This is a genomic window from Methylotenera mobilis JLW8 (assembly GCF_000023705.1).
In the GTDB taxonomy this organism is placed as follows: domain Bacteria; phylum Pseudomonadota; class Gammaproteobacteria; order Burkholderiales; family Methylophilaceae; genus Methylotenera; species Methylotenera mobilis.
This window is the reverse complement of the sequence record NC_012968.1, coordinates 2,276,610-2,300,028: the sequence shown is the minus strand read 5'-3', so window position 1 is coordinate 2,300,028 and position 23,419 is coordinate 2,276,610. Positions and strand designations below refer to the sequence as shown.

Sequence of the window (23,419 nt, the reverse complement as noted above, 5' to 3'; positions counted from 1 at the left end):
ATCAAAATTAGAATATCTAATGGGCCTGCAACCGCAATGGGGCCGGGCAAGGCTGAGCTCTTGGCATTAATCAATGACTACGGCTCTATTTCAGCTGCAGCCAAGCAAATGAAAATGTCTTACCGCCGCGCTTGGCAGTTGGTAGATGAAGTGAATAAGTGCTTTGATCAGCCGCTGGTTGCGAGTAGTGTTGGAGGTAGTCACGGAGGCGGTGCTAAGCTAACTGAGTTTGGTGTTAAAGTGTTGGAAAACTATCATGCGCTCATTGCTAAATCCCAAGAAGCCTCTGTGCAGGAGCTTGCATTCATAAGGGCTCATCTCAAGTCGCCTATTGAAAGCATCAATTGATACTTGGATGAAAATACAAAATTTTCAGCAGTAGTGTGCGAGTATGTTTCAAATCTTGCTGGATAGGTCGGCGTCGCTAGCTAAAAGTTTGCCAATGGGTGTTAACTTAAGACAGGCGTTGATTACAGAAGTCTTTGTTTTATATCAAATAGTAAGTAATCTTTGATTGATAAAGCTAATTAAGTTTGTTAAATTGCATATGCCATTGAAAATGGTGTTCAAACTTATCTAAAGTTGGTATGTAATGTGAGTGGGGTCTAGAAGCCGCCTCCTAGGGTTTTGTTATTGGATTAATCAATAATGAAGCAAGCATTCCTTAAAGGGGCTAAGGTTTATGTGTGTTGTACTTCACGATGTGGTTAATCTGCATATTCAAAATCTGTACTATATTTGCTGCCAAGTCATTGTTGACATGTGTTTAGCTGGTCATCGCATTTAGCGGTTTAAGGTGATGCTTCGATGTTCAAGATGAATACTATTGCGTACTTTTTTCGCCAGAAAACAGGGCTTTCTGTATTAATGCTTGCAGTTTTAGCTGCGGTGTTTAGCTACTATGTTTATACCGAAAAACGATTGGATGCCGCCAGCGAGTCTCGCTACGTTTCTCATCAGTTAGCCAGCCAGCTTAGGCAGACTTCAGATGATCTGACGCGTATGGTGCAATCTTATGTGCTAACTGGAGATGTCCGATACAAGCGTTATTTTCAAAATATTCTAGATATTCGTAATGGCACAATTCCGCTTCCCGAGGGGTATTTTCATTCTTACTGGGATATGGTGCTTGTCGGTAAGTTGCCGCCACCATCCACACAAGGCAAAGGTGTTGCGTTATTGGAGATGATGCGTGATGCCGGATTTACGCATGAGGAGCTGGATAAGCTTGCCTCTGCCAAGCAGTACTCAGATGATTTAGCCGCTCTAGAGTTTGATGCCATGCAATTAGCTGAGTTGAAAGCGGCTGATGTTGATGCAAATCGATTAAAAGCTGCAAACATGTTGTTGGATAGCCATTATCATCAGGCCAAATCTAAAATTATGGGGCCGATTAACGAAACCTTCTTGATGATGGATCGCCGTACATTGAGTGCTGTGGAGCACGCCAAGTGGGTAGCTACAATATTTCGGATACTTTTCATATTGGTTGCATTTTGGTCAATATTCTATCTATGGCGAGCTTATAGGGCGCTGCACTCAACGCTAGGGGCAAGTGCAGATGAGGTGTATCAGCATATCTTTAGGGTGGGTGCTGGTGACTTCTCTATACCAATTACCGTCAAGCCCGCCCAAGATAATAGCGTGTTGGCAGAGTTGGCAAAAATGCAAAGTTTATTGCATGCCCACGACGTAGAGCGCACACATGCGGAGCAAAGTCTGCATAGAAGTAAAGCGCTTTTAGTGGAGGCGCAACATATTGCTCAAGTTGGGAGTTGGTCGCTAGATTGGCTAACTGGTGAGTTGATATGGAGTGAAGAGATTTATCACATATTTGAGACCGATCAGCACCAGTTCCATGCAAATTATGAAGCGTTTCTAAATGCAGTACACCCTTGTGACCGTGAGGCGGTGGATTGTGCATTCAAGGCATCAGTTGTTAGCCATACCCCTTACGAAATCACGCATCGTCTACTTCTGGCTGATGGCTCTGTGAAGTGGGTGCATGAGCGTGGTACCTCCGATTATGATGCGGCAGGCAATCCGACTTACTCTCGGGGAACTGTGCAGGATGTCACTGAGCGTCAAAATAGCGAGGCATTAATCCGAAAAACTGAAAGTTATCTCACGAATATTCTTAATTCGGTCGAAGAGGTGATTTGGACCGCAAGTGCGCCAGACTTTCGGGTAAATCACGTAAATGCTGCAATAGAAAAGCTTTGCGGTTTGTCGCAGCAAGCGCTGATTGACGATATTGAGGTGTGGATTAACCTTATTCATCCAGACGATTGCGCGCAAGCGAAATTGGCAATGAAAGCAGTTTTTGAACAGTCCAGCGTGGCGCTTGAGTATCGGATTGTATTGGCAGATGGCACGGTGCGCTGGGTATCCGATAGCCGCCATGTGGTGTATGGCGAAAGCGGCGAGTCTGCTGAGTTGGTGTGCGTCATCCATGATGTGACAGCTAAGCGGCTGGCAGCGGATGCTGACCGTGAGAGTAAAGAGCGAGTGATTCAGATGTTGGAAACTAGCCCAATCGCTGTGCGTATTGCTACGTCTTCTGGTGATAAGGTCTTGTTCGCGAATAAGCGCTATACCGAGCTGATTAATTGCCCGCCAGACGCGGTGATGGGGCGCAATCCTAAGTTATATTACGCGCATGCTGAGGAATATGATGCGCTGTTGGCACAGGTGAATAGTGGGCACGCAATTAATGATAAATTGATTCAGCTTATAGTTGAAGGGAAAGGTCCGGTGTGGGCGATGGCTTCCTATCGGCCGGTACATTATGAGGGGACGGCTGCTATATTGGGCTGGTTCTATGATGTCACAGATTTGCGGCGAGCACAGGATGCATTGTTACTGAGTGAGGCGCTTGCAAAGCAATCGCTGGAAGAGCTGAAATACCAAAAATATGCGCTAGATAAACATGCCATTGTTGCGGTCACGGATGTTAAGGGACGCATTACTTATGCTAATGATAAGTTTAGTGAAATTAGTGGTTATTCGATTGAAGAGTTACTCGGGCAGGATCATGCAATTCTAAATTCAGGGTATCACCCCAAGGGATACTTTAAAGAAATGTATCGTACCGTGGCTAACGGTCAGGTTTGGCATGATGAAATATGTAATCGTGCAAAAGATGGTAGTTTGTATTGGGTGGATACCACGATAGCGCCCTTTATCGGTGATGATGGAAAGCCACAGAGTTACATTTCTATCCGCACAGATATTACACAGCGTAAGGCGGCAGAAGATAAAAGTAATTACTTGGCTCTTTATGACCCATTGACCAATTTACCCAATAGACGCTTACTTTTAGATCGGCTAACGCATGCGCTGGCTTCTGCTATGCGTACCGGACGTGGCGGTGCTTTGTTGTTTCTGGATCTAGACCACTTTAAAACATTGAATGATACGCTAGGGCATGATGTGGGTGACTTGTTGCTGCAACAAGTTGCTGAGTGCCTTACTGCTTGTGTGAGAGAAGGTGATACTGTTGCTCGTTTAGGTGGTGATGAGTTTGTGGTGATTCTGGAGGGTTTGAGTGAGCAGGAGGTTGAGGCGGCGGCTCAGGCAGAAGTGGTGGGTGAAAAAATCCTGAACAAGTTTATTGAGCCTTATCAGTTTAAGGGTTATGAGTATCATATTACTTCAAGTGTTGGCATTACCTTATTTGGTAAAAACAATCTGAAATCTGACGAGTTGTTAAAGCAGGCCGATATTGCCATGTATCAGGCGAAGAAGTTGGGGCGTAATGCGCTCAGCTTTTTTGACCCAAAAATGCAGGAGGGGATACAGGCGCGCGTGGATATGGAGCACGAGCTACGTAAGGCTTTGGATAAAAATGAATTCCAACTGTTTTATCAAATGCAGGTGGGGTTGTCTGACCGTGCGGTGGGTGCTGAGGCCTTAATTCGCTGGATACATCCTGAGCGTGGTTTGATTCCGCCCAATGAGTTTGTGTCGATTGCTGAAGATTGCGGCATGATTTTGTCGATTGGGGCATGGGTGATTGATACAGCCTGCGCACAATTAAAACGTTGGGAGCAAAGTGAGCGCACGCGCAGCCTGACCCTTTCGGTGAATGTGAGCGCCAAACAGTTCCGCCAGGCGGATTTTGTCGAGCAGGTCACAACTGCGATTGCACGGCATGGCATTAACCCTATGCTGCTGAAGCTGGAGCTAACCGAGAGTGCGCTGTTGGATCATATTGAAGACGCCGTTGCCATCATGAATGCGCTGAAGGATATCGGTATCAGATTCTCGTTGGATGACTTTGGTACCGGATATTCCTCCTTGCAGTATCTGCGATTGTTGCCATTGTACCAATTGAAGATAGATCGCTCATTTGTACGTGATATCGCAAGCAGTATCGGCAATCAGGCCATTGTGCGCACGATTATTGCCATGGCGCATACCCTAAACCTGAACGTGATTGCTGAAGGGGTGGAAACGCAAGTGCAGCAGGGCATCTTGTTAGATAGCGGCTGCATGCACTATCAAGGTTATTTGTTTAGTGAGCCTGTGCCAATTGATGCGTTTGAAGCATTGCTCTAATTTACGGCTAAAACTCAAGCAGGCTATAGGTTGGTGGCACTAGATTCGGCTATGGTTGCGTTAAAGCCACTAAATTGTATCAAGTGCGCTGTAAAGTGTTAAAATCGTACAAGACGATTGGTTTTAAAGACAAAAAAGCAGAAAATGCGAAAAATTAGCCGTTAATTTTGCTGGCGCTAACGGATAAAGCCGTAGCGAACTGCAGTTGTCGAGAACCCCCCATCGTTTTACTGTTGATAAGCCCGCGCTATACGGGCTTTGTTGTTTGTGAGTTTTGTTGCTGCATGCTTTTTGCGGCAACCCATGAGTTATCTAAATGAGCCCAGTCCATAAAATTATTACTGATGATGTGCGCATCATCGAAATCAAAGAGTTGACGCTGCCGTCTGTGCTGGTGAATAAGCTCGAGCCTAGTGCGGCCACGACTGATATGATCGTGAGAACCCGTGCCGATATCCACCGTATCTTGCATAGTGCCAATGATCGTTTGCTAGTCGTGATAGGGCCGTGCTCCATTCATGATTATGCAGCTGGCATCGAGTATGCAAAACGCCTGCTGGAGCAATACCACAAATACAGTAACGAACTATTGATTGTAATGCGTGTGTATTTTGAAAAACCACGCACCACGGTGGGCTGGAAAGGCCTGATTAACGATCCGCATCTGGATGGCAGCTTTAATATTAATGCTGGTTTAGAGTTGGCGCGTCGCTTCTTGCTAGAGGTGAATGAGCTAGGCTTGCCGGCTGCTACCGAGTTTTTGGATACGATTACACCGCAATATACGGCAGACTTGGTGAGCTGGGGCGCCATTGGTGCACGCACGACAGAATCCCAGATTCATCGCGAGTTGGCATCAGGCTTATCTTGCCCAGTTGGTTTCAAGAATGGTACCGATGGCAATATCCGTATCGCCGTAGATGCGATTAAAGCAGCGGCTAGTCCGCACCACTTTTTGTCTGTAACCAAAGAAGGCCGCTCGGCCATTATTTCTACTACGGGTAATGAAGATTGCCACGTGATTTTACGCGGCGGTAAAACCCCTAACTATGATGCGGCGAGTGTAGAGGCGGCGGCGGTTGAGCTGGCGCAATCTGGCTTAAATGCTAAATTGATGATTGATTGCTCACATGCCAATAGTCAGCGCCAATACCAGTTGCAAGCGCAAGTAGCAGCACACGTGGCAGAGCAGTTGCACGCGGGCGATGACCGTATTATGGGCTTGATGATTGAGTCACACCTGAAAGCAGGGCGTCAGGACCATGCGCCAGGCTGCGAATTGACCTACGGTCAATCGATTACCGATGCGTGTTTAGGCTGGGAAGAGACCTTGCCGTTGTTGGATATGTTGGCTGAGAGCGTGAAAGCGCGTCGTCTTAAAAATCAGCAAGATGATGATAGTGATGAGTGAGGCGCGGTAGTCTTTACAGCTTAAATTTCGGGCGGTTTAGACCGGCATAAAAATCTAGTGGATTCAGGTATAATCGCGGGTTATTTAACGTATTAAGAACGGTGATTTTCTATGCCTATTTACGATTATCAATGTAGTAGCTGCGGACACAAAGCAGAGGTGATGCGCAAAGTGAGTGCTGCCAGCGTAGAGGCCTGCCCGCAGTGTGCAAAAGAGACTTTCTCCAAGCAGTTGTCAGCGCCGAGCTTTCAGTTAAACGGTACCGGCTGGTATGCCACCGATTTTAAAGGTAGTGGTAGCAGTAAATCGGCTAAACCTGCTGATTCATCAGCCGTTGAGACTGCTAGTGAACCAAGTGCGGCGCCTGCCGCTTGTGCTACAGGCTGTGCCTGTCACTAGTTGCGGCTGAATAAATCACGCTAATGAAAAAATATTTTATTACAGGCTTGCTGGTGTTGGTGCCGTTGGTGATTACCATCTGGGTGCTCAAGTCACTGATAGGCGTGATGGATCAAAGCCTATTGCTGTTGCCTGAGGCTTGGCATCCGCATACTTTTTTAGGGCGTGATATTCCGGGTATCGGTGCGATTTTAACTATTCTAATCGTGTTGACCACGGGCTTAATTGCAACCAATTTCTTTGGCATGCAACTGATTCGGTTATGGGAGCAGTTGCTCAACCATCTGCCGGTGGTGAAGTCGATTTACTCTAGCGTCAAGCAGGTGTCTGATACCCTGTTTTCAGACTCAGGCAATGCGTTTCGTAAGGCGGTATTGGTGCAGTTTCCGCACACGGGGGCATGGACGATTGCCTTCTTAACCGGTACCCCGGGTGGTGATGTGGTGAATCACTTGCACGGTGATTATGTCAGTGTGTTTGTGCCGACCACACCTAACCCAACCAGCGGTTATTTTTTAATGATGGCTAAGGCGGATGTGATAGAGCTGGACATGACCGTAGACGAAGCACTTAAATATATTATTTCTATGGGCGTGGTTGCGCCCGTAGCTAAAATTCCAAAACTTTTAACTCAATATTCAAACGATTAAATTATGATGCGTACACATTACTGCGGCCATTTAAACCGCGAACACATTGGTCAAACTGTCACATTATGTGGTTGGGCGCATCGTCGCCGTGACCACGGTGGCGTTATTTTTATCGATTTGCGTGACCGTGAAGGTTTGGCGCAAATCGTAATTGACCCGGATACCAAAGGCGCATTTGAAGTTGCAGAAACTGTGCGTAGTGAGTTCGTGCTGAAAGTAGTATGTAAAGTGCGCGCACGTCCAGAAGGAACGGTTAACCCTAACCTGCCAACCGGTGAAGTAGAAATGTTAGCGACCGAGATTGAGGTGCTAAACGCTTCACTTACGCCACCATTCATGTTGGATGATGAAAACCTGACTGAAACCGTGCGTTTAGAGCACAGATATATTGATTTGCGCCGTCCTGCGATGCAAAAAAACATGATGTTGCGTTACCGTGTGGCTAAAACACTACGTGACTACTTGGATGTAAACGGCTTTATTGAGGTGGAAACACCAATGCTGACACGCTCAACCCCAGAGGGTGCGCGTGATTACCTGGTGCCTAGCCGTGTGCATCATGGCCAGTTCTTTGCATTGCCACAATCACCACAATTGTTTAAACAATTATTGATGGTGTCAGGCTTTGACCGTTACTTCCAAATCACTAAATGTTTCCGTGATGAAGACTTGCGTGCTGACCGTCAGCCAGAATTCACCCAAGTGGATATCGAAACATCGTTTATGGAAGAAAATGACATTATGGATTTGGTGGAAGAAATGATCCGCCAAATGCTTAAAAATGTACAAAACGTAGACCTGCCAGCTAAATTCCCACGCATGCCATTTGCTGAAGCCATGAATCGTTACGGTTCAGACAAGCCAGACATGCGCGTGACTTTAGAAATCACCGAGCTGTCAGACGTGATGAAAGACGTAGACTTTAAAGTGTTTGCCGGCGCAGCCAATATGGCAGGTGGTCGTGTAGCTGCGTTACGTGTACCTAACGGTGCAGCAATTAGCCGTTCAGAAATCGATGCGTACACCGAGTTCGTTAAAATTTACGGCGCTAAAGGTTTGGCGTATATCAAAATCAACGACATCACCAAACTGAACGAAGAAGGCTTGCAAAGCCCGATCGTTAAAAACATTCATGTTGCAGCACTACAAGCGGTGATTGAGCGTACTGGCGCACAAAATGGCGACATCGTGTTCTTTGGTGCAGACAAAGCTAAAGTGGTGAACGAGGCTTTGGGTGCATTGCGCTTGAAAGTGGGTCACGATAAAGGTCACGTGGATGGCCGCGCTTGGGCGCCATTGTGGGTGGTAGACTTCCCAATGTTTGAACACGACGAAGAGAACGACCGTTGGGTAGCATTACACCATCCGTTCACTGCACCAAAAGACGGTCACGAAGACTTGCTGGTTTCTAACCCAGGTGCATGCTTATCTAAAGCCTACGACATGGTGTTAAATGGCTGGGAAGTGGGTGGCGGTTCTGTGCGTATCCATAAACAAGACGTGCAGTCTAAAGTATTCGACGCGCTGAAAATCAGCCGTGAAGAAGCACAAGAGAAGTTCGGCTTCTTGCTAGACGCATTGCAATACGGCGCGCCTCCGCACGGTGGCTTAGCATTCGGTTTAGATCGATTGGTAACGCTGATGGCGGGTGCAGAATCTATTCGTGATGTGATTGCGTTCCCGAAAACACAACGTGCTCAGTGCTTGATGACCAACGCACCGAACGAAGTGGACGAGAAGCAACTACGTGAGCTGCACATCCGTGTTCGTTCACAAAACCCAGCAGCTTAAGATAACTCGCTTTGTGCTAGCTAGCGCACTCTTGCCGTACTAATCGTACTGTCTTCGAGTGCGCCTCTAGCTAGCGCTACGCGATTCTCCTTTTAATGATTTGCCCATTTAAATAGCTCAGTCATGACTATTAAAACTCTTATCCGCACTATCCCTCATTACCCTAAACCGGGTATTCAATTCCGAGATATCACTACCTTACTGAAAGACCCGATAGGCTTTCGCATGGTGATAGATGCATTCGCTCAGCATTATGCTAATCACAACGTAGATAAAATCGCCGGCATAGAAGCGCGCGGTTTTATTATTGGCGCAGCCTTGGCTTATAAATTGGGCGTAGGTTTTGTGCCTGTGCGTAAATCTGGCAAGCTGCCGGCTGAAACTATTGGACATGATTATGCTTTGGAGTACGGCGCTGATCGCGTAGAAATCCACACCGATGCTGTTGCGCAAGGTGAGCGCGTGTTATTGGTGGATGACCTGATTGCTACGGGTGGCACGGCGGAGGCGACAGTGGCTTTGCTGCAAAAGTTAGGAGCCGATGTGTTGGGCTGCGCGTTTGTGATTAACTTGCCTGATTTAGGTGGCGCTCAGCGTTTAAGCGATGCTGGCTTGGTGCCTTTCTCGTTATGCGAGTTTGAAGGGGATTAATCCCGTGCAGCTTTGGGCGCTAGCTACGCCATGCCACAAAGATGTTCATAAAAATGTTAAAGTATGTAGACATAACTAATGTTGCCGAGAGCTCATCGGCTTGCTATATCAATTCATTGAAATCATATTATGCCAGTCACCCAACTTAATCATTACAATCTACGCACGCCTTACGAGACGATGCTGAAGCTCAAGGACTTTTACTGTGATGTGCTCGGCTTAGCGGTCGGGCCGCGTGAGGGGTTTACCAGTAGAGGGTTTTGGCTGTATATCGGTGATACGCATGTGCTGCATCTGGCAGAGTATCGCGGTGAGGGTGAGCCTTTAACCAATGTGCTCACCACGATTGATCATATTTCATTTACCTGCACCGATCTGCCAGCAATGGAAGCGCACTTGCAGAGTCGTGGTGTTCATTACACCACACGCGATTTGCCGGTGTTAAACGTCAGGCAAATCAACTTTAAGGATCCTGTGGGTAACGGTATTGAGTTGTTCTTTTATATGGAAAATGAAGCGGTATAAATTTTGCTAAACCGTGCCGACTGGCGCGGCGCAACTAGAACTATCTGCTAAATCGTTGTGTCTTACGGTGGTGATATGTAGCAGTGGTAAGTATATAGTGGTGAAATCTGATATTTATTGGGAGTGTGTCATATGAGTATGCTATTTCAATTGCGGATGTTCAAAGTGCTGATGGCGTTAGGTTTGTCATTATTTTTTATGACAAATGTTTACGCAGAGGCTGACCCTAAATTATGGGGGGTGATGAAAGAGGCCTTCTTCGCTAAGCGCGACATGAAAGAGGTCGACTTTATCAAGATTGATGCTCCTAAGCGCGCCGAGAGTGGTGCTCAGGTACCGGTTACCTACAGCATAGACCGTGCAGCCGCCAATGGTGTGGTGATTAAAAAACTGTATGCGTTTGTGGATGCAAACCCGATTCCCCTAACTGCGACCTACCATCTGACTGATGCGCTGGGCGACTTTCAGTTATCAACACGGATTAGATTCGAGACAGATGCCTATGTGCGCTTAGTGGGTGAAACTGAAGATGGCAAGCTTTACTTAGCATCGCGCGTGATTCGCGCAGCAGGCGGCTGTGGCGGTATGGTAGAAAATAACGAGGCAGAAGTTCGCGCTGCGGCAGGCCGCATCAAAATGAATGTAGAGACGCCAGCCAAGTTTGGTACAGCAACTACCGCAACTTTTAATATCAAGCATATTATGCGTACAGGTTTGCAGCGTGACCTAGTTTCTCAAGGGTTTGTACCTGCGTTTTATATCAATAAAGTAGATTTTGTTTATGATGGAAAACCGTTAATGACGGTGGATGTAGGTGTCGGCACAGCGGAAGATCCATATTTTAAATTTAACTTTACCCCAGCCTCAGCCGGTGCACTGCAAGCTGTAGCAACTGATAATGAGGGTAAATCCTTTAGTCAGCAATATGATGTGAAAATATAAACCTCACTGTTATGCATGGTGATGAAATGGCCTCCGGTGTGGGGCCATTTTTTTTTGACCATATTTATTTTGTGGAAATTATTTGGCTGAAATGGATAATGCAATGTTAAAATTAGGCTATTGAAAACTAAGGAATATTTGATGAAAAGCTATCGTAAAGAACTCTGGTTTAACCCACCAACACGTGTGGCATTTATCCGTATTACTGAACAAATTCGCGAATGCCTGCGCGAAAGCGGCGTGCGTGAAGGTTTAGTGTTGGTAAATGCGATGCATATTACTGCCAGTGTGTTTATCAATGATGATGAGCGCGGCCTGCACCATGATTACACGCAGTGGCTGGAAAAGCTTGCACCACATGAGCCGGTCAGTAGCTATCGCCATAATGATACTGGTGAAGATAACGCAGATGCGCATATGAAGCGCCAAATCATGGGGCGTGAAGTGGTCGTTGCTGTAACAAACGGCGATTTGGATTTTGGCCCATGGGAACAGATTTTTTACGGTGAATTTGATGGCAGACGCAAAAAGCGCGTGCTTGTGAAAATTATAGGTGAATAAAGCCAAAATAACACCGCATGGCGTTGTTGTTTTGATTTTAAGAGATTAAGTGAAGTAAAGATGATGAAGATACCTGAACTTTTAGCCCCCGCCGGCGATTTAGACCGTATGCGTACTGCGTTTGATTATGGTGCAGATGCAGTTTATGCAGGTCAGCCACGCTACAGCTTACGCGCGCGCAATAATGATTTTACAATGGCCAACCTTGAAATTGGCATTAAAGAAGCGCATGCACGCGGTAAGAAGTTTTTTGTGGCGAGTAATATTGCACCGCATAACGCAAAAATTAAAACCTACATGGCAGATATGGCGCCAGTGATTGCCATGCGTCCTGATGCGCTGATTATGTCTGACCCAGGTCTGATTATGATGGTGCGTGAGAAGTGGCCTGAAGTGCCGGTGCATCTTTCTGTACAGGCTAATACGGTGAATTATGCCACGGTGAAGTTCTGGCAGGCGCTAGGCCTTACACGTGTGATTCTATCGCGCGAGTTATCGTTAGATGAAATTGAGGATATTCGTCAGCAATGCCCGGATATGGAGTTGGAAGTTTTCGTGCATGGCGCTTTATGCATTGCTTACTCGGGGCGTTGTCTGCTCTCAGGTTACTTTAACCAGCGCGACCCGAATCAAGGCACTTGCACCAATAGCTGTCGTTGGGATTATAAAGTGCATGATGCGGCAGAAGATGCTGCTGGCGTGATTCGTCTAGATGAGTTTGATTTTAAAGCCGAGATGGAGAAATCCAGCTTATCTGGTTGTGGCAGTCTGCCGCGCCATCCACTGGCGGATAAAGTCTACCTGATAGAAGAAAAAGGCCGTCCGGGTGAGTTGCTGCCAATTGAAGAGGATGAGCACGGCACGTATATCATGAACAGTAAGGATTTGCGTGCGATTGAGCATGTGGAGCGCTTGATTAAAATGGGTGTGGATTCGCTCAAGATTGAAGGCCGCACTAAGTCACGCTATTACGTAGCGCGTACTGCACAAAATTACCGTAAAGCAATTGATGATGCGCTGGCTGGTCGCCCATTTGACTGGAATCTGTTGGGTGATTTGGAGAACTTGGCTAATCGCGGCTATACCGATGGCTTTTATCAGCGCCATCATACCGCTGAGCACCAAAATTATAAGCAAGGCTACTCTAGCTCTAACCGCAGTCAGTATGTAGGTGACGTAGTAGCTTACGACGCAGAGAACGGTTTAGCTGATGTTGAGGCGCGTAATAAATTTGGCGTGGGTGATCGCTTGCAGGTGATTCACCCAACGGGAAATCAAGATATTGTGGTGGAAAGCCTATTCAATAAAAAAGGTGAGCCGATACAAGAGGCTTCAGGCAGTGGCTATTATGTGAAACTGCCAATTGCAGCGGCGGATTTAAGTAATGCCATGATAGTGAAGTATCTATAACTGTTTAGCATCATAAAAAAAGGGAGCGTTAGCTCCCTTTTTTATTGCCTGTCTCAGTCCTGCTAGCATCAATTTCTCCCGTGTAAACCCAAATTGTGCATAGCGTTAGCCCTTGGCGCACTTGGTATTTACAAGGTTTATTCGTGAATTTCCTACGTCATCAATAATGAAATAAAAATACCCTACTAATTTAGTCGAAATTAACTGTTGACTTATTAAATGAGAATCATTATCATTTAATTAACTTCTCGATTGGAGTAAATCATGAGCAAGCAATTAGTTATTAGCCAAGCAAAACTCGTCGGCAATGAAGATTGCAAAGTACTGTACAACAAAGCCAAAGACATTGTGGAGCTGGAGATTGGTGATACTTCTTTACGGCTTGAAGCGCGCAATTTTTTTATGATGAGTGAAATGATGCGCAAAGCGGTAGCGAAATTGGTGATGCAAACTGAGTTGCATCAGGCGTAAGCGTAAAAGTAAGAAATAAGAGAACAAAAATATGCAAAAACAAGTTTCAGCATTACAGACACCTAGCGAGTTATTTGACCCAGAGTTACCAACTGCGAAAGAGCTAATGGCGGCAATCTGCTGCGTTGCCACGCAGTACGCACTTAAACCTACGCAAGAGTTGGCAATACTGGCCGGTGATTTAGCTAAGAAACTGACTGCGCCAGAATATGCAGAGACAAAGTTAATTGAAGACATTGCTGAGCGCTTGGTCAAGCAATGGGAGCGTATCGTAAGCGAGTACGGTAGTGATGATAGCTGGATGCTGGAAACACACGGAACTTTGCAATGATTTATTGCAATAAATCATTGCAATAAGTTAATTAATATCAAATAGATAAGGAATTAAGATGTCACGATTTATTGGCCCTAGATTAAAAGTGATGCGCGCACTAGGTATTGATTTGCCTGGGTTATCACGTAAAACCATAGAGGCACGCCCAACGCCACCAGGGCAGCATGGCAATAAGGCATCACGCAAGCGCCGCTCTGACTTTGGTGTGAAATTGCTGGAGAAACAGAAAATCCGCTTTAACTATGGTTTGACCGAAACACAAATGCGCAGATTGATTTTGGATGCGCGTAAAGGTAAAGAGCCAACCGGTGAGCGCTTGTTGCAGCTGCTGGAGCGCCGCATGGATAACGTGGTATTTCGCGCCGGCTTTGCACCTACCGTGATTGCAGCGCGTCAGTTGGTCAGTCATGGGCATTTGATGCTGAATGGCAAGCCAGCCAATATTCCTTCGATTCGTCTAAATGTAGGGGATGAAATTAGCATTAAGGCGAAAAGTAAGAATATCCCGATGGTGGTAGAAACGATTAAACAGCCAGCATTAGAGCGTCCGGAGTGGTTGGCTTGGGAAGCAGATAAGCAATTGGCTAAAGTTGCACACTTACCTGCCATTACCGATGTGCCGTTCCCGGTGGATGTGCAATTGGTGGTTGAGTATTACGCTAACCGCGTGTAGCGCGGTGGCAACAGAATTTAGGTCGCTCCTAACAGTGGCTTAAATGTAGTAACTGCATGGAAACATGCGTCTCCTTGATCGTAATTGGTCATTTAATGGTCGCATTAGGCTTAAACGCTTATGTCAGCCGGCCATCTTTTTCATTGACGTATCAATTGGGTGGGCATCATGAAAATTATTACGAATTTAACTTCTAAAGAGCACATGAGTTTTGATATAGCAATTGTGACAGACTCGGAGCATACCCAAGAGGATATTAAGATTACAAGGATTAAGCGCTTGCACAGCGATAGGTTATTTACCAACGTGAAAGAGGTCATGATAGACCACGAAAACGAGACTTACATTTTACGCGTGACCAAACAAAATAAATTGATACTCACTAAATAGGTGCGACATGGAAAATAATCATAAACCGGACTTAGCCATGAACAATGAAGCGACATGCTCACGCGTGCTGCTATCAAAAAATGAAATAGGCAGCATTGTGTTTTGTGAAGGCTGTAGCGTAGCTGAACTAGAGATTGGTGCTATTAGTTTGCGTATAGAGGGTAGCGCACTGAACACGTTAAAAATGCTGCTGGCAGATGCGGCGACTAGGTTGACGTTATATCAACAAGAGCAGGCTGTGTATGCCAAGCAAACAGCGGTTAATTATAACGTTCACTGACACACTCAATTAAATAAAATCAATAACATAGCGGTTAATTAGCTAATAAATTTATTGACAAATCTAAATGATAACAATTATCATTGTGCTTTGAGTTTGTTGGTGTGTAAGCATCTTAAAACTTAACCCAATATTAAAGTAATACTTAAGTTAGATAAATGATGTTTACTGACAAGAAAAGTGCACCTAAACCAGAGCCGCTTTCTCCTGTGAAAGAAATCACGAGTGAGACTTTGTTTGCTGGCGCACGTGAGTTGGTGATTAAGCATGTAGGTGAGGATTACCGGTTAAGACTCACCAACCAAGGTAAGTTGATTTTAACGAAGTAACACCCGATAAGTAGTGCTGACTGTCAGCGATGACAGTTGGTTTTTTGCAATAGGATAGGAGGAAGATATGGTGTCAAATTCAGAGCTGGTGGCGAATCCACACTTCTTCTTGGACCCTGCTGTGCGTAGTGTGGAAGCTGCTAATAAGTTAAATGTAAAATCTGCTCCGCTGAAAGCAGCTAATGCAACGTCTGCCGAAGAGCGAACAGTTTCTTACAGGATGTTGGCTTTGGTGGTCGCGCTGCATATGACGGGCTTGGTTGGTATTCTTTATGCTAAACCAGAAACCGTGGAGCCGGTAAAGCCGCCAGAACCGATGATGGTGAGCCTGGTGAGCCATGTGGAAAATATGCCGGTAGAAAAACCGTTGCCAGTGGTAGAGCAAAAGCCGGTAGTGAAAAAAGCCGTGGTTAAGCCGCAAAAAGTAGTAGAGCAACCACGCGTGATCAACGATGATGCGGCCAGAAAAATTGAACAAAAAGAGCCAGTAACAACCGAGAAGGTAGAAACTCCAGTTGTTGCTGAGAACACCCCAACTGAGGCGCAGCCTGCTGCGAAGGCTACGGAAACCGTAGCGGAGGTAGCTAAAGCAAAAGCGGTGCCTGAGCCAGCGATAGAGCCGCCGAGTTTTGGTGCAGCTTATTTGAATAACCCCGCTCCAACTTATCCGATGTCCGCACGACGTATGGGCGAACAGGGTAAAGTATTGCTCAAGGTATTAGTGTCAGAAGATGGTAAAGCTACCACTGTACAAGTGGACAGAAGCAGTGGTCACAGCAAGTTAGATGAAGCTGCAGTTGAAGCGGTTAAAAAATGGAGCTTTGTACCAGCAAAGCGCAGCAATAAGCCTATGAGCGCGTACGTATTAGTGCCTATCAATTTTTCACTAAATAGTTAGGCCATAAGATTTAAGCCGTAAGGTGATAAACAAATTACAAATGAAACGAGGTAAATGATGCAAAACGGGTATGAATTTAATAGTTGGGAATTTATCACGGCTGGCGGCCCAGTTTCTATGCTGGTGGCTTTGATCTTGTTAGTCATGTCAGTGGCTAGCTGGTATTTTATTGTGACAAAAAGCATCGCTGTTTGGCGTACACGTAGTGCTTATAAAGCTTACCTAGCTGCATTTTGGCAAGCGCCAAGTTTGGCTGCTGCGGTAAAACAAGGTCAACAGGTTTCAGCAACAGGTATGGCGAGATTGGCAGAAAAAGCAGTGCAAGCCGCTGAGCATCATAAATCGCATGCTGCAAAGGCAGTAGACATTGTGGCACAAGACGAGTTTGTAGCACGTGCCATGAACCGCAGCATCACTGAAGAAGCAGCAAACATGGAGGGTGGTCTTACCGTGTTGGCATCTGTGGGTAGTGTGTCTCCGTTTGTGGGTTTGTTTGGTACGGTGTGGGGTATTTACCACGCATTGGCAAGCATCAGCTTAAGCGGTCAGGCTACTTTAGATAAAGTGGCAGGCCCGGTAGGTGAGGCTTTGATTATGACGGCGTTTGGTTTGGCAGTAGCGATTCCTGCTGTGCTGGCTTACAACGCAATTGTGCGTAGCAACCGTGCGTTATCAGCAGAGTTAGAAAAATTTGGCTACGAGTTGCATACTTTGATTATTACCGGTGCGGTAATTAATACTAAGCGTGATGCAAAGCCACATGATGCAGTGCAACAAACGATGCATGTAGTAGGTGCATCAGCATGATAGGGTCAGGCAATAACGCAGGGGTTACCTCGCACTCAGCGCCTATGTCTGAGATTAATACCACGCCATTGGTGGATGTGATGCTGGTGTTGTTGGTGATCTTTATTATCACAGCACCTTTACTCACGCATGCGGTGAAGATTGATTTGCCACAAACCAGCAGTCAGCCTATCCCTGAAAAACCTGAAGTGATTTCAATTGCGATTGATGCCGCAGGTAAAATGTACTGGAATGATGCCCCGCTGGTGGATGGTGAGTTAAAAGTGAAATTGCAGGAAGTGGCGCAAAAGAAACCGCAGCCTGAGCTTAATATTCGTGCAGACAAAGAAACGCGTTATCAGCTCTTGGCTGAGCTGATGGCAGATGCACAAAATGCAGGAGTGAGTAAATTAGGCTTTGTAAGCGAGAGTAAGTAGTTGCTTACTTGGTAAGTGAGTTTAAAATGGCGCAGTGAATACTGCGCCATTTTTTTGTGTATTACTTAGGTCTTGAGCCACAATAGATTTTGTAATGTCCGCATCTATTCGATTTGCCATGAGCCACCTAAATTAAGACTTTTCCCAGTAAAACGAAGAACATGCGTCTGGGTTTGATAGCCACCATACATCAAAGAAGTCTTCGAAAATTCAATGGTTTTATTATTCCGCCAAGTTGCCGTTTTTGTTCCCCAATCATTCGGCTCTATCAGAAACTCTAGAATTAATCCTTTGTTGGTGATGCGGTATACGCTGAGAATATTGGGAGAATAGTCTGCCTCTATTTCCATATTCCAAACCACGAGCCTTCGCTTGTCTGGAGACAAAATTGCATCACCAGTCACTAAAGTCTTGAGCCCATTGGTAAGGTTAAGTAAGTACGCGGAGTGCCCCTCCCCGTATGCGAGAGAAATCAAGGCGTAATTGATTTCAGGGAAATATTTTTGTACCGAATACAAAACGACATCGTCGGCGTTCTTGCCTTCACTGTCTGCGGGAACATCTTTGAAGTGTACAGATTTTCCGTTTAGTAGTCGTACGGTGAGTAGATTGTCTTTTCGAAGAAATAACTGAGGGTAGGTTTGGAGAATTGCAGGCTCGTGGTAAGCAGAGCAGTCATGGTAGTTATGAATATGGGTGGGACACATTGCCTCTGCGTGGCTAAGCAATGATAGCGCTGCAACGAGAAGTAAAAGAACTGTCAATCCGATGCGTATAAGGAGCCTAATGCTAATTGTAGGGTGCAACTGCTCTAAATTGATAGTTAAATATTTCAGATGCATGGCTTAGGTCTCCCGTTTACTCCTGCTTCCGACTACTTATTTGCCTCTGTATCAAATTATCAACGTAGAGACAAAGCATCTCATAAAAATATTCTAGCCTAAGTTTATTCAAATAGAAAACTTGGGTATTGATGGATCTCTTGTCATGTTGGTTTACTGATAACGTAATGCCTCAATAGGGTTGAGCCTTGCCGCCTTGCGTGCCGGGTAAAAACCAAAGAATACGCCTATGCTGGCGGCAACACCAAAGGCGATAGCTACTGAGTTTACCGAAATAATAATCTCCGCCTTGGTGATGGTGTTCACCATGATGGCACCGCTCACACCGATGGCAATGCCGATTAAGCAGCCAACAATAGAAATCACAATGGCCTCTAATAGGAATTGCAGCAAGATGTCACGCTGACGTGCGCCTATGGCCATGCGTATGCCGATTTCACGGGTGCGCTCTGTCACTGAAACCAGCATGATGTTCATGATGCCGATGCCGCCCACCAGTAAGGATACCGAAGCAATCGCGCCTAGTAGTAGCGACATAGTACGTGTGGTTTCTGCAGCCGAATTGGCAATTGCGGTTAGGTTGCGCACCGAGAAGTCACTGTCTGCACCTTCACGGATATTGTGGCGTTGATTAAGCAGGCTATTTAAGCCCTCTTCCACCATGGTCATGGTGTTGTCAGATTCGGCTTGTACCATGATTTGTCTGACGCTGCCCGGCAGCTGGTTGCCAAACAGTTTACGCTGTGCGGTGGTGAGTGGCACGATAATGGTGTCGTCCTGATCACGGCCATCTAAAGTTTGGCCTTTGCTATCCAGTACGCCTAAAATCACAAAAGGGCTCTGTTTGATGCGAATGGTTTTGCCAATCGGGTCTATATTGTCGCCAAACATATTTTGTACGATAGTTTTGCCTATCAATGCCACGCGGGTGGCTGAGCGCAGGTCTGATTCAGAAAAAGCATAGCCGTCACTTAAACTCCAGCCACGTATTTCTAAATAACTGGGGGTGGTGCCGATAATGTCAGTGTTCCAGTTGTTACTGCCGAACACGATTTGCGCCTTACCCATGGTGACCGGTGCCACGCCAATCACACCGTCCAACTCAGCTACGGCATTGGCGTCTTTCACATTCAGTGATGGCGCGTTGCCAGTGGCGGATCTGGCACCTCCAGCCATAGGTGGCCCGGACAGTACCACAAACAGGTTGCTACCCATGGCGCTAATCGAGCGCTTTACTGCCGCTTCAGCTCCCTGACCAATCGCCATCATCAATACCACGGCGCTTACGCCTATCACCATGCCTAACATGGTTAAGAACGTGCGTAGCCGATTGGCGCCCATGGCGTGCCACGCTTCACCTAGCATTGCAGTAAACATCAAATAACCTCGCTAGTCGGTTGCGTGGTGGTCATGCCAATTTCTTTGGTACGCGTGTCTTGCACGATTCGTCCGTCTAAAAATCGCACTTGGCGGCTAGCATGTTCGGCAATGTCAGGTTCATGTGTTACTAGCACGATGGTAATACCTTCTTGATTGAGTTCAGAAAATAGCGCCATGATTTCTTCGCTAGTTGCGCTATCCAGATTGCCAGTGGGCTCATCCGCTAAAATGAGTCTGGGTTTGTTCACCAAGGCGCGTGCAATGGCAACGCGTTGCTGCTGGCCGCCGGAGATTTGGTTGGGGCGTGAATTTAGGTATTTAGCCAAACCTACTTTTTCTAGCAGCAGCTTGGCACGGGCGTGGCGCTCTGCTTTATCGACACCGGCATATACCAGCGGCAACGCTACGTTATCCAGCAGGCTGGAACGCGCCAATAAATTGAAGCCCTGAAACACAAAGCCTATGGTTTTGTTACGCACTTGTGCCACGGCGTTTTGTTCCATATTGGCAACGGGATGGCCATCTAATATGTATTCGCCTTTGCTGGGTTTGTCCAGGCAGCCTAGTATGTTCATAAATGTGGATTTACCTGAGCCAGATTGCCCCATAATGGCCACGTAGTCACCATTCTCAATGCTGAGGTTCACATCTTTCAGCACGGGGAATGGCCCTGCCGCCGTTTGGTAGTCTTTGTATAGCTGACGAACCTCAATCACAGTTTTTTGCATAGCCTTATTCCAATCTAGAACATTCTAGGCCCGCGCATATTGCCGCCTGATTGTGTTTGTCCATTGTTTTGCAGCTCTGCCACAATCACCTGCGTGCCGATATTGATGCCATGCGTATTTAAGTCTTTGCCGGTAATCTCGGTATAGCGCCCGTCGGTAATGCCGGTATGTACTTTAACCGCTAAAGGTTTGCCATCTTTTAAGATATAAATGCTGCCAGTGTTGAGGTCGCCACCTTTATTGCCTCTTTTGTGCCCATTTGCATTTTTACGCGCTTCTTTTTTCGCGCTGTCGGCATTGCTATCGTTTGATTTAGGTTTGTAGCGTAATGCGGCATTCGGCACCAGCCATGCCTGTTCACGCTTGGCGACTCCAATATTGACGTAGGCTGTCATGCCTGGCAGTAGCAATTGCTCGTTGTTATCTACAGAAATGACCACATCGTAAGTCACTACATTAGAGGTGTTGGTAGGGTTGAGGCGCACTTGTTTGACCACCCCCTCAAAGTTACGGTTAGGGTATGCGTCCACATTAAACTTGGTGACTTGCCCCACTTTGATATTGCCAATATCGGCCTCGGCAAAGCTGGAGTTGATTTGCATTTTGGATAAATCCTGCGCAATTTTAATCAGGGTCGGGGTCTGGAAGCTGGCTGCTACGGTTTGCCCCACGTCCACCACGCGATCTACCACCACGCCTGATACCGGCGAGCGGATAATGGTGAAGTTAAGGTTGGTCTGGTCACGCGCCAGCAAGCCGCGTGCGCTGTCCAGTTGTGCCTTGGCTGACTTTAATGCCTGCGCCGCGGTATCTAATTCCTGTTTGGATACAAACTCCTGTGTGTATAGTTGGCGTATGCGTTTTTCATTGGCTTGTGCCAATTCCACCGAAGCTTGGTTGTTTCGCACGCTGGCTTGCGATTGGCTTATTTGTGCCATAAATAGGGAGTTATCCAGCTCTAGTAGCACCTGATCTTTTTTCACTGCATCATTGAAGTCTACGTACAATTTTTTAACGATACCGGAAATCTGTGTACCCACGCTCACCAGTGTCACTGGGTTAAGGGTCCCGTTAGCGGATACGGTCTGTTCTATTTCGCCCTGAGTGATTTCCGCTAAGCGATAGGTGTCTGCTGGGTCGGCTTGGTGTGTGTACTGATAATAAAAATAGGCACCAGCAGCTAACGCAATCAGCACAATAATCAGGATGATGTTTTTAAATAGTTTCATAGTGGGCTAATTTATTTATGGGGTATTGGAGGCAGGCAGTGCATTAACGTTGGCGCTAGGCAGTGATTGGATCATGGCATTATCTAAGGACCCCATGGCTTGGGCGAGCGTAGCGCGAGTAATGTTGGCGTTAAGTGCGGCCTGAATCTTCTGTTGCTGTGCATTGGCTAATGCACTTTGCGCATTCAGTGTGTCAATAATGTTGCCGACACCGGCTTTGTAACGCCCGAGTGCAACTTTGTAAGATTGTTCAGCACTGGCTAGCAACGCCTCGCTAGCACTGACGGATTGCAGTGCGGTGCGTAGATTCTGGTAGGCGGTCCATACATCCAATGAAATCTGTAAGCGTAAGCGGTCGCGTTGTGCGGCGCGTAAGTCTGCAGTTGCTTCGGCTGCACGGATTTTATAAGTTGGCGCATAGCCGCTAAATAATGGGATTGCTACCGTCAGCCCCAAAGTAGAGTTGTTGCTGGTTGCCAAGCTGGAGCCATCCTGTAGGTTGTTAGACATTGAAACCGAGATGGTAGGTTTTGCCGCGGCTTTACTGGCATCAATGCTGGCTTGGGCTGCTTTAAGCTGCGCCTCGCTGGCAATCAGGTCTGGGCGGCTTGCGCTGGCTTGCGCTATCAGTAAGTTGACATCGCTTAGTATGCTAGCGGATGTAGGCATGTTGGCAGGTGTTGTGGCTGTACTGCTCACTAGACTTATTTTCTGATTAGCAGGTAAACCCATCACGTTAGCTAGGGTGCCGTACGCGGTTTGTAAATTACCTTCGTTAGTAATGCGGGTCAGCGTGAGTTGTGCATAAGCGGTTTGCGCCTGCAATTTATCTGCGGGGGTAGCTACACCGGCGTTGTATCTTGCCTCGGCGGCTTTAAAACTCTCACTGCTGGCGCGCTCTGCTTCTAATGCCGCATCTACCGCAGCAATCTTAGCTTGCACTTGGTAGAAGGCCACGGTGGCGGCGAGCAGCACACTCTGCACTGTGCTGCTTTGGCTTGCACTGGCTGAGAGCAATAATTGACGCGCACTTTCTAAATTGGCATTGCGGTTCCCAAAGTCATATAACAGGTAGCTAGCTACCAGACTATTGCTTAAGTTCAGGTTGGGGTTGCTTCGGGTAGCAGATTCCGGGTGCAACACGCTAAGGTTGCCGCCAATATTGTCGGTTAATGAGGGTAGGTATGCTGATTTGGCAATGCCTAGTTGTGCGGCCTGCACGCGCGCACTAGCCCACACCTCACTGGTTTGCGGGTTGTTGCACAGGCTGGCATTGGCAACTTCAGCCAATGTGAGCGGTTTGGCAAAGTCTGCAGTAGATGGCTGCTGAGCACACGGTCCGTCAGGTGACTGATAATCATCTGTCAGTTTGGGCAACGCAAAAAACTGGGTTTGCAGCGGATCGTTTTGTTGGGCATGTTGATCCTGGTACCAAATGCTACCTTCAGCAAAAGCTTGGTTGGCAGTCAGTAATAGGCTGGCTACACATAAGCGCATGTTTATATGAGTTTTTAGCACAATGTTATGCTGAGTCGTCTTTAAGGTTGGAGTGCATGTTGTTAACTTTATCCTTAAGCAGTCAATATCAATATTGCTGAAAGTGACTGATTAATGATTATGAAGCTAATCATACATAATAGTTGCAATTGTAAATGAGAACAGTTATCATTAGCAGCTGAATTTACCTAGTTTTACATTTGCATGGCTTATGTAAAGCTTAACTCCAATTTTTAGCCAGCCAG

25 protein-coding genes are annotated in these 23,419 nt (G+C 46.6%); 20 read left to right on the top strand and 5 right to left on the bottom strand.

Annotated features, from left to right (window positions below; genetic code table 11):
- Positions 1 to 60 precede the first annotated feature (60 nt).
- From MMOL_RS10755 to MMOL_RS10655, 20 genes are all read left to right on the top strand, one after another.
- Entirely contained in the window at positions 61 to 348 is a 288-nt protein-coding gene (locus MMOL_RS10755; RefSeq protein ID WP_238524378.1) for a winged helix-turn-helix domain-containing protein, read from the top strand.
- Between the two features lie 459 nt (positions 349 to 807).
- A complete protein-coding gene (locus MMOL_RS11975; protein WP_015833062.1) occupies positions 808 to 4,560 on the top strand; it encodes an EAL domain-containing protein in 3,753 nt (1,250 codons plus the stop codon).
- A 316-nt stretch (positions 4,561 to 4,876) separates the two neighbouring features.
- Positions 4,877 to 5,971 (top strand): 3-deoxy-7-phosphoheptulonate synthase, encoded by a 1,095-nt coding sequence (locus MMOL_RS10740; protein ID WP_015833061.1) that lies wholly within the window; start codon positions 4,877 to 4,879, stop codon positions 5,969 to 5,971.
- 111 nt (positions 5,972 to 6,082) lie between these two features.
- Positions 6,083 to 6,370 carry an FmdB family zinc ribbon protein gene (locus tag MMOL_RS10735; protein WP_015833060.1) on the top strand — a complete coding sequence of 96 codons (288 nt, stop codon included), beginning with the start codon at positions 6,083 to 6,085 and terminating at the stop codon, positions 6,368 to 6,370.
- A 23-nt stretch (positions 6,371 to 6,393) separates the two neighbouring features.
- Positions 6,394 to 7,020, top strand: a complete 627-nt coding sequence (locus tag MMOL_RS10730) for a DUF502 domain-containing protein (protein WP_015833059.1) — start codon at positions 6,394 to 6,396, stop codon at positions 7,018 to 7,020.
- Between the two features lie 3 nt (positions 7,021 to 7,023).
- The gene (gene aspS / locus MMOL_RS10725; protein ID WP_015833058.1) at positions 7,024 to 8,811 is read left to right on the top strand and encodes an aspartate--tRNA ligase; all 1,788 of its coding nucleotides are present in this window, start codon (positions 7,024 to 7,026) and stop codon (positions 8,809 to 8,811) included.
- A 123-nt stretch (positions 8,812 to 8,934) separates the two neighbouring features.
- Positions 8,935 to 9,462, top strand: coding sequence for an adenine phosphoribosyltransferase (locus tag MMOL_RS10720; RefSeq protein WP_015833057.1), 528 nt, complete (start codon positions 8,935 to 8,937; stop codon positions 9,460 to 9,462).
- A 129-nt stretch (positions 9,463 to 9,591) separates the two neighbouring features.
- Positions 9,592 to 9,987 (top strand): VOC family protein, encoded by a 396-nt coding sequence (locus MMOL_RS10715; RefSeq protein ID WP_015833056.1) that lies wholly within the window; start codon positions 9,592 to 9,594, stop codon positions 9,985 to 9,987.
- Between the two features lie 132 nt (positions 9,988 to 10,119).
- On the top strand, positions 10,120 to 10,929 hold the full coding sequence (locus MMOL_RS10710) for a quinoprotein dehydrogenase-associated SoxYZ-like carrier (RefSeq protein WP_015833055.1): 810 nt from the start codon (positions 10,120 to 10,122) through the stop codon (positions 10,927 to 10,929).
- Between the two features lie 141 nt (positions 10,930 to 11,070).
- Positions 11,071 to 11,490, top strand: a complete 420-nt coding sequence (locus MMOL_RS10705) for a secondary thiamine-phosphate synthase enzyme YjbQ (RefSeq protein WP_015833053.1) — start codon at positions 11,071 to 11,073, stop codon at positions 11,488 to 11,490.
- Between the two features lie 60 nt (positions 11,491 to 11,550).
- Positions 11,551 to 12,900, top strand: coding sequence for a prephenate-dependent tRNA uridine(34) hydroxylase TrhP (trhP, locus tag MMOL_RS10700; RefSeq protein ID WP_015833052.1), 1,350 nt, complete (start codon positions 11,551 to 11,553; stop codon positions 12,898 to 12,900).
- A 264-nt stretch (positions 12,901 to 13,164) separates the two neighbouring features.
- Positions 13,165 to 13,371 carry a hypothetical protein gene (locus MMOL_RS10695; protein WP_015833051.1) on the top strand — a complete coding sequence of 69 codons (207 nt, stop codon included), beginning with the start codon at positions 13,165 to 13,167 and terminating at the stop codon, positions 13,369 to 13,371.
- 31 nt (positions 13,372 to 13,402) lie between these two features.
- The gene (locus tag MMOL_RS10690; protein WP_015833050.1) at positions 13,403 to 13,702 is read left to right on the top strand and encodes a hypothetical protein; all 300 of its coding nucleotides are present in this window, start codon (positions 13,403 to 13,405) and stop codon (positions 13,700 to 13,702) included.
- Positions 13,703 to 13,760: 58 nt separating this feature from the next.
- Complete coding sequence (gene rpsD / locus MMOL_RS10685) at positions 13,761 to 14,378, top strand: 30S ribosomal protein S4 (RefSeq protein WP_015833049.1); 618 nt, start codon at positions 13,761 to 13,763, stop codon at positions 14,376 to 14,378.
- A gap of 168 nt (positions 14,379 to 14,546) precedes the next feature.
- Positions 14,547 to 14,768: a hemin uptake protein HemP gene (locus MMOL_RS10680; RefSeq protein WP_015833048.1), complete on the top strand. Its 222-nt coding sequence runs from the start codon at positions 14,547 to 14,549 to the stop codon at positions 14,766 to 14,768.
- 7 nt (positions 14,769 to 14,775) lie between these two features.
- Entirely contained in the window at positions 14,776 to 15,048 is a 273-nt protein-coding gene (locus MMOL_RS10675; RefSeq protein ID WP_015833047.1) for a hypothetical protein, read from the top strand.
- Between the two features lie 158 nt (positions 15,049 to 15,206).
- Positions 15,207 to 15,377: a hemin uptake protein HemP gene (gene hemP / locus MMOL_RS10670; RefSeq protein WP_015833046.1), complete on the top strand. Its 171-nt coding sequence runs from the start codon at positions 15,207 to 15,209 to the stop codon at positions 15,375 to 15,377.
- 67 nt (positions 15,378 to 15,444) lie between these two features.
- Positions 15,445 to 16,275, top strand: a complete 831-nt coding sequence (locus tag MMOL_RS10665; RefSeq protein ID WP_015833045.1) for an energy transducer TonB — start codon at positions 15,445 to 15,447, stop codon at positions 16,273 to 16,275.
- Between the two features lie 57 nt (positions 16,276 to 16,332).
- A complete protein-coding gene (locus tag MMOL_RS10660; RefSeq protein WP_015833044.1) occupies positions 16,333 to 17,082 on the top strand; it encodes a MotA/TolQ/ExbB proton channel family protein in 750 nt (249 codons plus the stop codon).
- Entirely contained in the window at positions 17,079 to 17,498 is a 420-nt protein-coding gene (locus tag MMOL_RS10655; RefSeq protein ID WP_015833043.1) for an ExbD/TolR family protein, read from the top strand. Before MMOL_RS10660 ends, MMOL_RS10655 begins: the two co-directional genes overlap by 4 nt.
- Positions 17,499 to 17,602: 104 nt before the next feature.
- Here the strand turns inward: MMOL_RS10655 and MMOL_RS10650 are convergent, their stop codons facing one another.
- The 5 genes from MMOL_RS10650 to MMOL_RS10630 all read right to left on the bottom strand — a co-directional run bounded on the left by MMOL_RS10650 (position 17,603) and on the right by MMOL_RS10630 (position 23,174).
- Complete coding sequence (locus MMOL_RS10650; protein WP_015833041.1) at positions 17,603 to 18,340, bottom strand: hypothetical protein; 738 nt, start codon at positions 18,338 to 18,340, stop codon at positions 17,603 to 17,605.
- A 153-nt stretch (positions 18,341 to 18,493) separates the two neighbouring features.
- Positions 18,494 to 19,717 (bottom strand): ABC transporter permease, encoded by a 1,224-nt coding sequence (locus MMOL_RS10645; RefSeq protein ID WP_015833040.1) that lies wholly within the window; start codon positions 19,715 to 19,717, stop codon positions 18,494 to 18,496.
- Positions 19,717 to 20,448 carry an ABC transporter ATP-binding protein gene (locus MMOL_RS10640; protein ID WP_015833039.1) on the bottom strand — a complete coding sequence of 244 codons (732 nt, stop codon included), beginning with the start codon at positions 20,446 to 20,448 and terminating at the stop codon, positions 19,717 to 19,719. The genes MMOL_RS10645 and MMOL_RS10640 overlap by 1 nt, the downstream gene beginning before the upstream one ends.
- A gap of 14 nt (positions 20,449 to 20,462) precedes the next feature.
- Positions 20,463 to 21,677 (bottom strand): efflux RND transporter periplasmic adaptor subunit, encoded by a 1,215-nt coding sequence (locus MMOL_RS10635; protein ID WP_015833038.1) that lies wholly within the window; start codon positions 21,675 to 21,677, stop codon positions 20,463 to 20,465.
- Between the two features lie 15 nt (positions 21,678 to 21,692).
- Entirely contained in the window at positions 21,693 to 23,174 is a 1,482-nt protein-coding gene (locus tag MMOL_RS10630; RefSeq protein ID WP_015833037.1) for a TolC family protein, read from the bottom strand.
- Positions 23,175 to 23,419 lie beyond the last annotated feature (245 nt).

Coding starts and splice junctions, on each gene's coding strand:
- MMOL_RS10690 (WP_015833050.1), top strand. CDS start 13,403: ATGCAAAAACAAGTTTCAGCATTACAGACACCTAGCGAGTTATTTGAC.
- trhP (WP_015833052.1), top strand. CDS start 11,551: ATGATGAAGATACCTGAACTTTTAGCCCCCGCCGGCGATTTAGACCGT.
- rpsD (WP_015833049.1), top strand. CDS start 13,761: ATGTCACGATTTATTGGCCCTAGATTAAAAGTGATGCGCGCACTAGGT.
- MMOL_RS10710 (WP_015833055.1), top strand. CDS start 10,120: ATGAGTATGCTATTTCAATTGCGGATGTTCAAAGTGCTGATGGCGTTA.
- MMOL_RS10735 (WP_015833060.1), top strand. CDS start 6,083: ATGCCTATTTACGATTATCAATGTAGTAGCTGCGGACACAAAGCAGAG.
- MMOL_RS11975 (WP_015833062.1), top strand. CDS start 808: ATGTTCAAGATGAATACTATTGCGTACTTTTTTCGCCAGAAAACAGGG.
- MMOL_RS10720 (WP_015833057.1), top strand. CDS start 8,935: ATGACTATTAAAACTCTTATCCGCACTATCCCTCATTACCCTAAACCG.
- aspS (WP_015833058.1), top strand. CDS start 7,024: ATGATGCGTACACATTACTGCGGCCATTTAAACCGCGAACACATTGGT.
- MMOL_RS10680 (WP_015833048.1), top strand. CDS start 14,547: ATGAAAATTATTACGAATTTAACTTCTAAAGAGCACATGAGTTTTGAT.
- MMOL_RS10650 (WP_015833041.1), bottom strand. CDS start 18,340: ATGCATCTGAAATATTTAACTATCAATTTAGAGCAGTTGCACCCTACA.
- MMOL_RS10635 (WP_015833038.1), bottom strand. CDS start 21,677: ATGAAACTATTTAAAAACATCATCCTGATTATTGTGCTGATTGCGTTA.
- MMOL_RS10705 (WP_015833053.1), top strand. CDS start 11,071: ATGAAAAGCTATCGTAAAGAACTCTGGTTTAACCCACCAACACGTGTG.
- MMOL_RS10660 (WP_015833044.1), top strand. CDS start 16,333: ATGCAAAACGGGTATGAATTTAATAGTTGGGAATTTATCACGGCTGGC.
- MMOL_RS10640 (WP_015833039.1), bottom strand. CDS start 20,448: ATGCAAAAAACTGTGATTGAGGTTCGTCAGCTATACAAAGACTACCAA.
- MMOL_RS10645 (WP_015833040.1), bottom strand. CDS start 19,717: ATGTTTACTGCAATGCTAGGTGAAGCGTGGCACGCCATGGGCGCCAAT.
- MMOL_RS10695 (WP_015833051.1), top strand. CDS start 13,165: ATGAGCAAGCAATTAGTTATTAGCCAAGCAAAACTCGTCGGCAATGAA.
- MMOL_RS10675 (WP_015833047.1), top strand. CDS start 14,776: ATGGAAAATAATCATAAACCGGACTTAGCCATGAACAATGAAGCGACA.
- MMOL_RS10715 (WP_015833056.1), top strand. CDS start 9,592: ATGCCAGTCACCCAACTTAATCATTACAATCTACGCACGCCTTACGAG.
- MMOL_RS10655 (WP_015833043.1), top strand. CDS start 17,079: ATGATAGGGTCAGGCAATAACGCAGGGGTTACCTCGCACTCAGCGCCT.
- MMOL_RS10665 (WP_015833045.1), top strand. CDS start 15,445: ATGGTGTCAAATTCAGAGCTGGTGGCGAATCCACACTTCTTCTTGGAC.
- MMOL_RS10730 (WP_015833059.1), top strand. CDS start 6,394: ATGAAAAAATATTTTATTACAGGCTTGCTGGTGTTGGTGCCGTTGGTG.
- hemP (WP_015833046.1), top strand. CDS start 15,207: ATGATGTTTACTGACAAGAAAAGTGCACCTAAACCAGAGCCGCTTTCT.
- MMOL_RS10630 (WP_015833037.1), bottom strand. CDS start 23,174: ATGCGCTTATGTGTAGCCAGCCTATTACTGACTGCCAACCAAGCTTTT.
- MMOL_RS10740 (WP_015833061.1), top strand. CDS start 4,877: ATGAGCCCAGTCCATAAAATTATTACTGATGATGTGCGCATCATCGAA.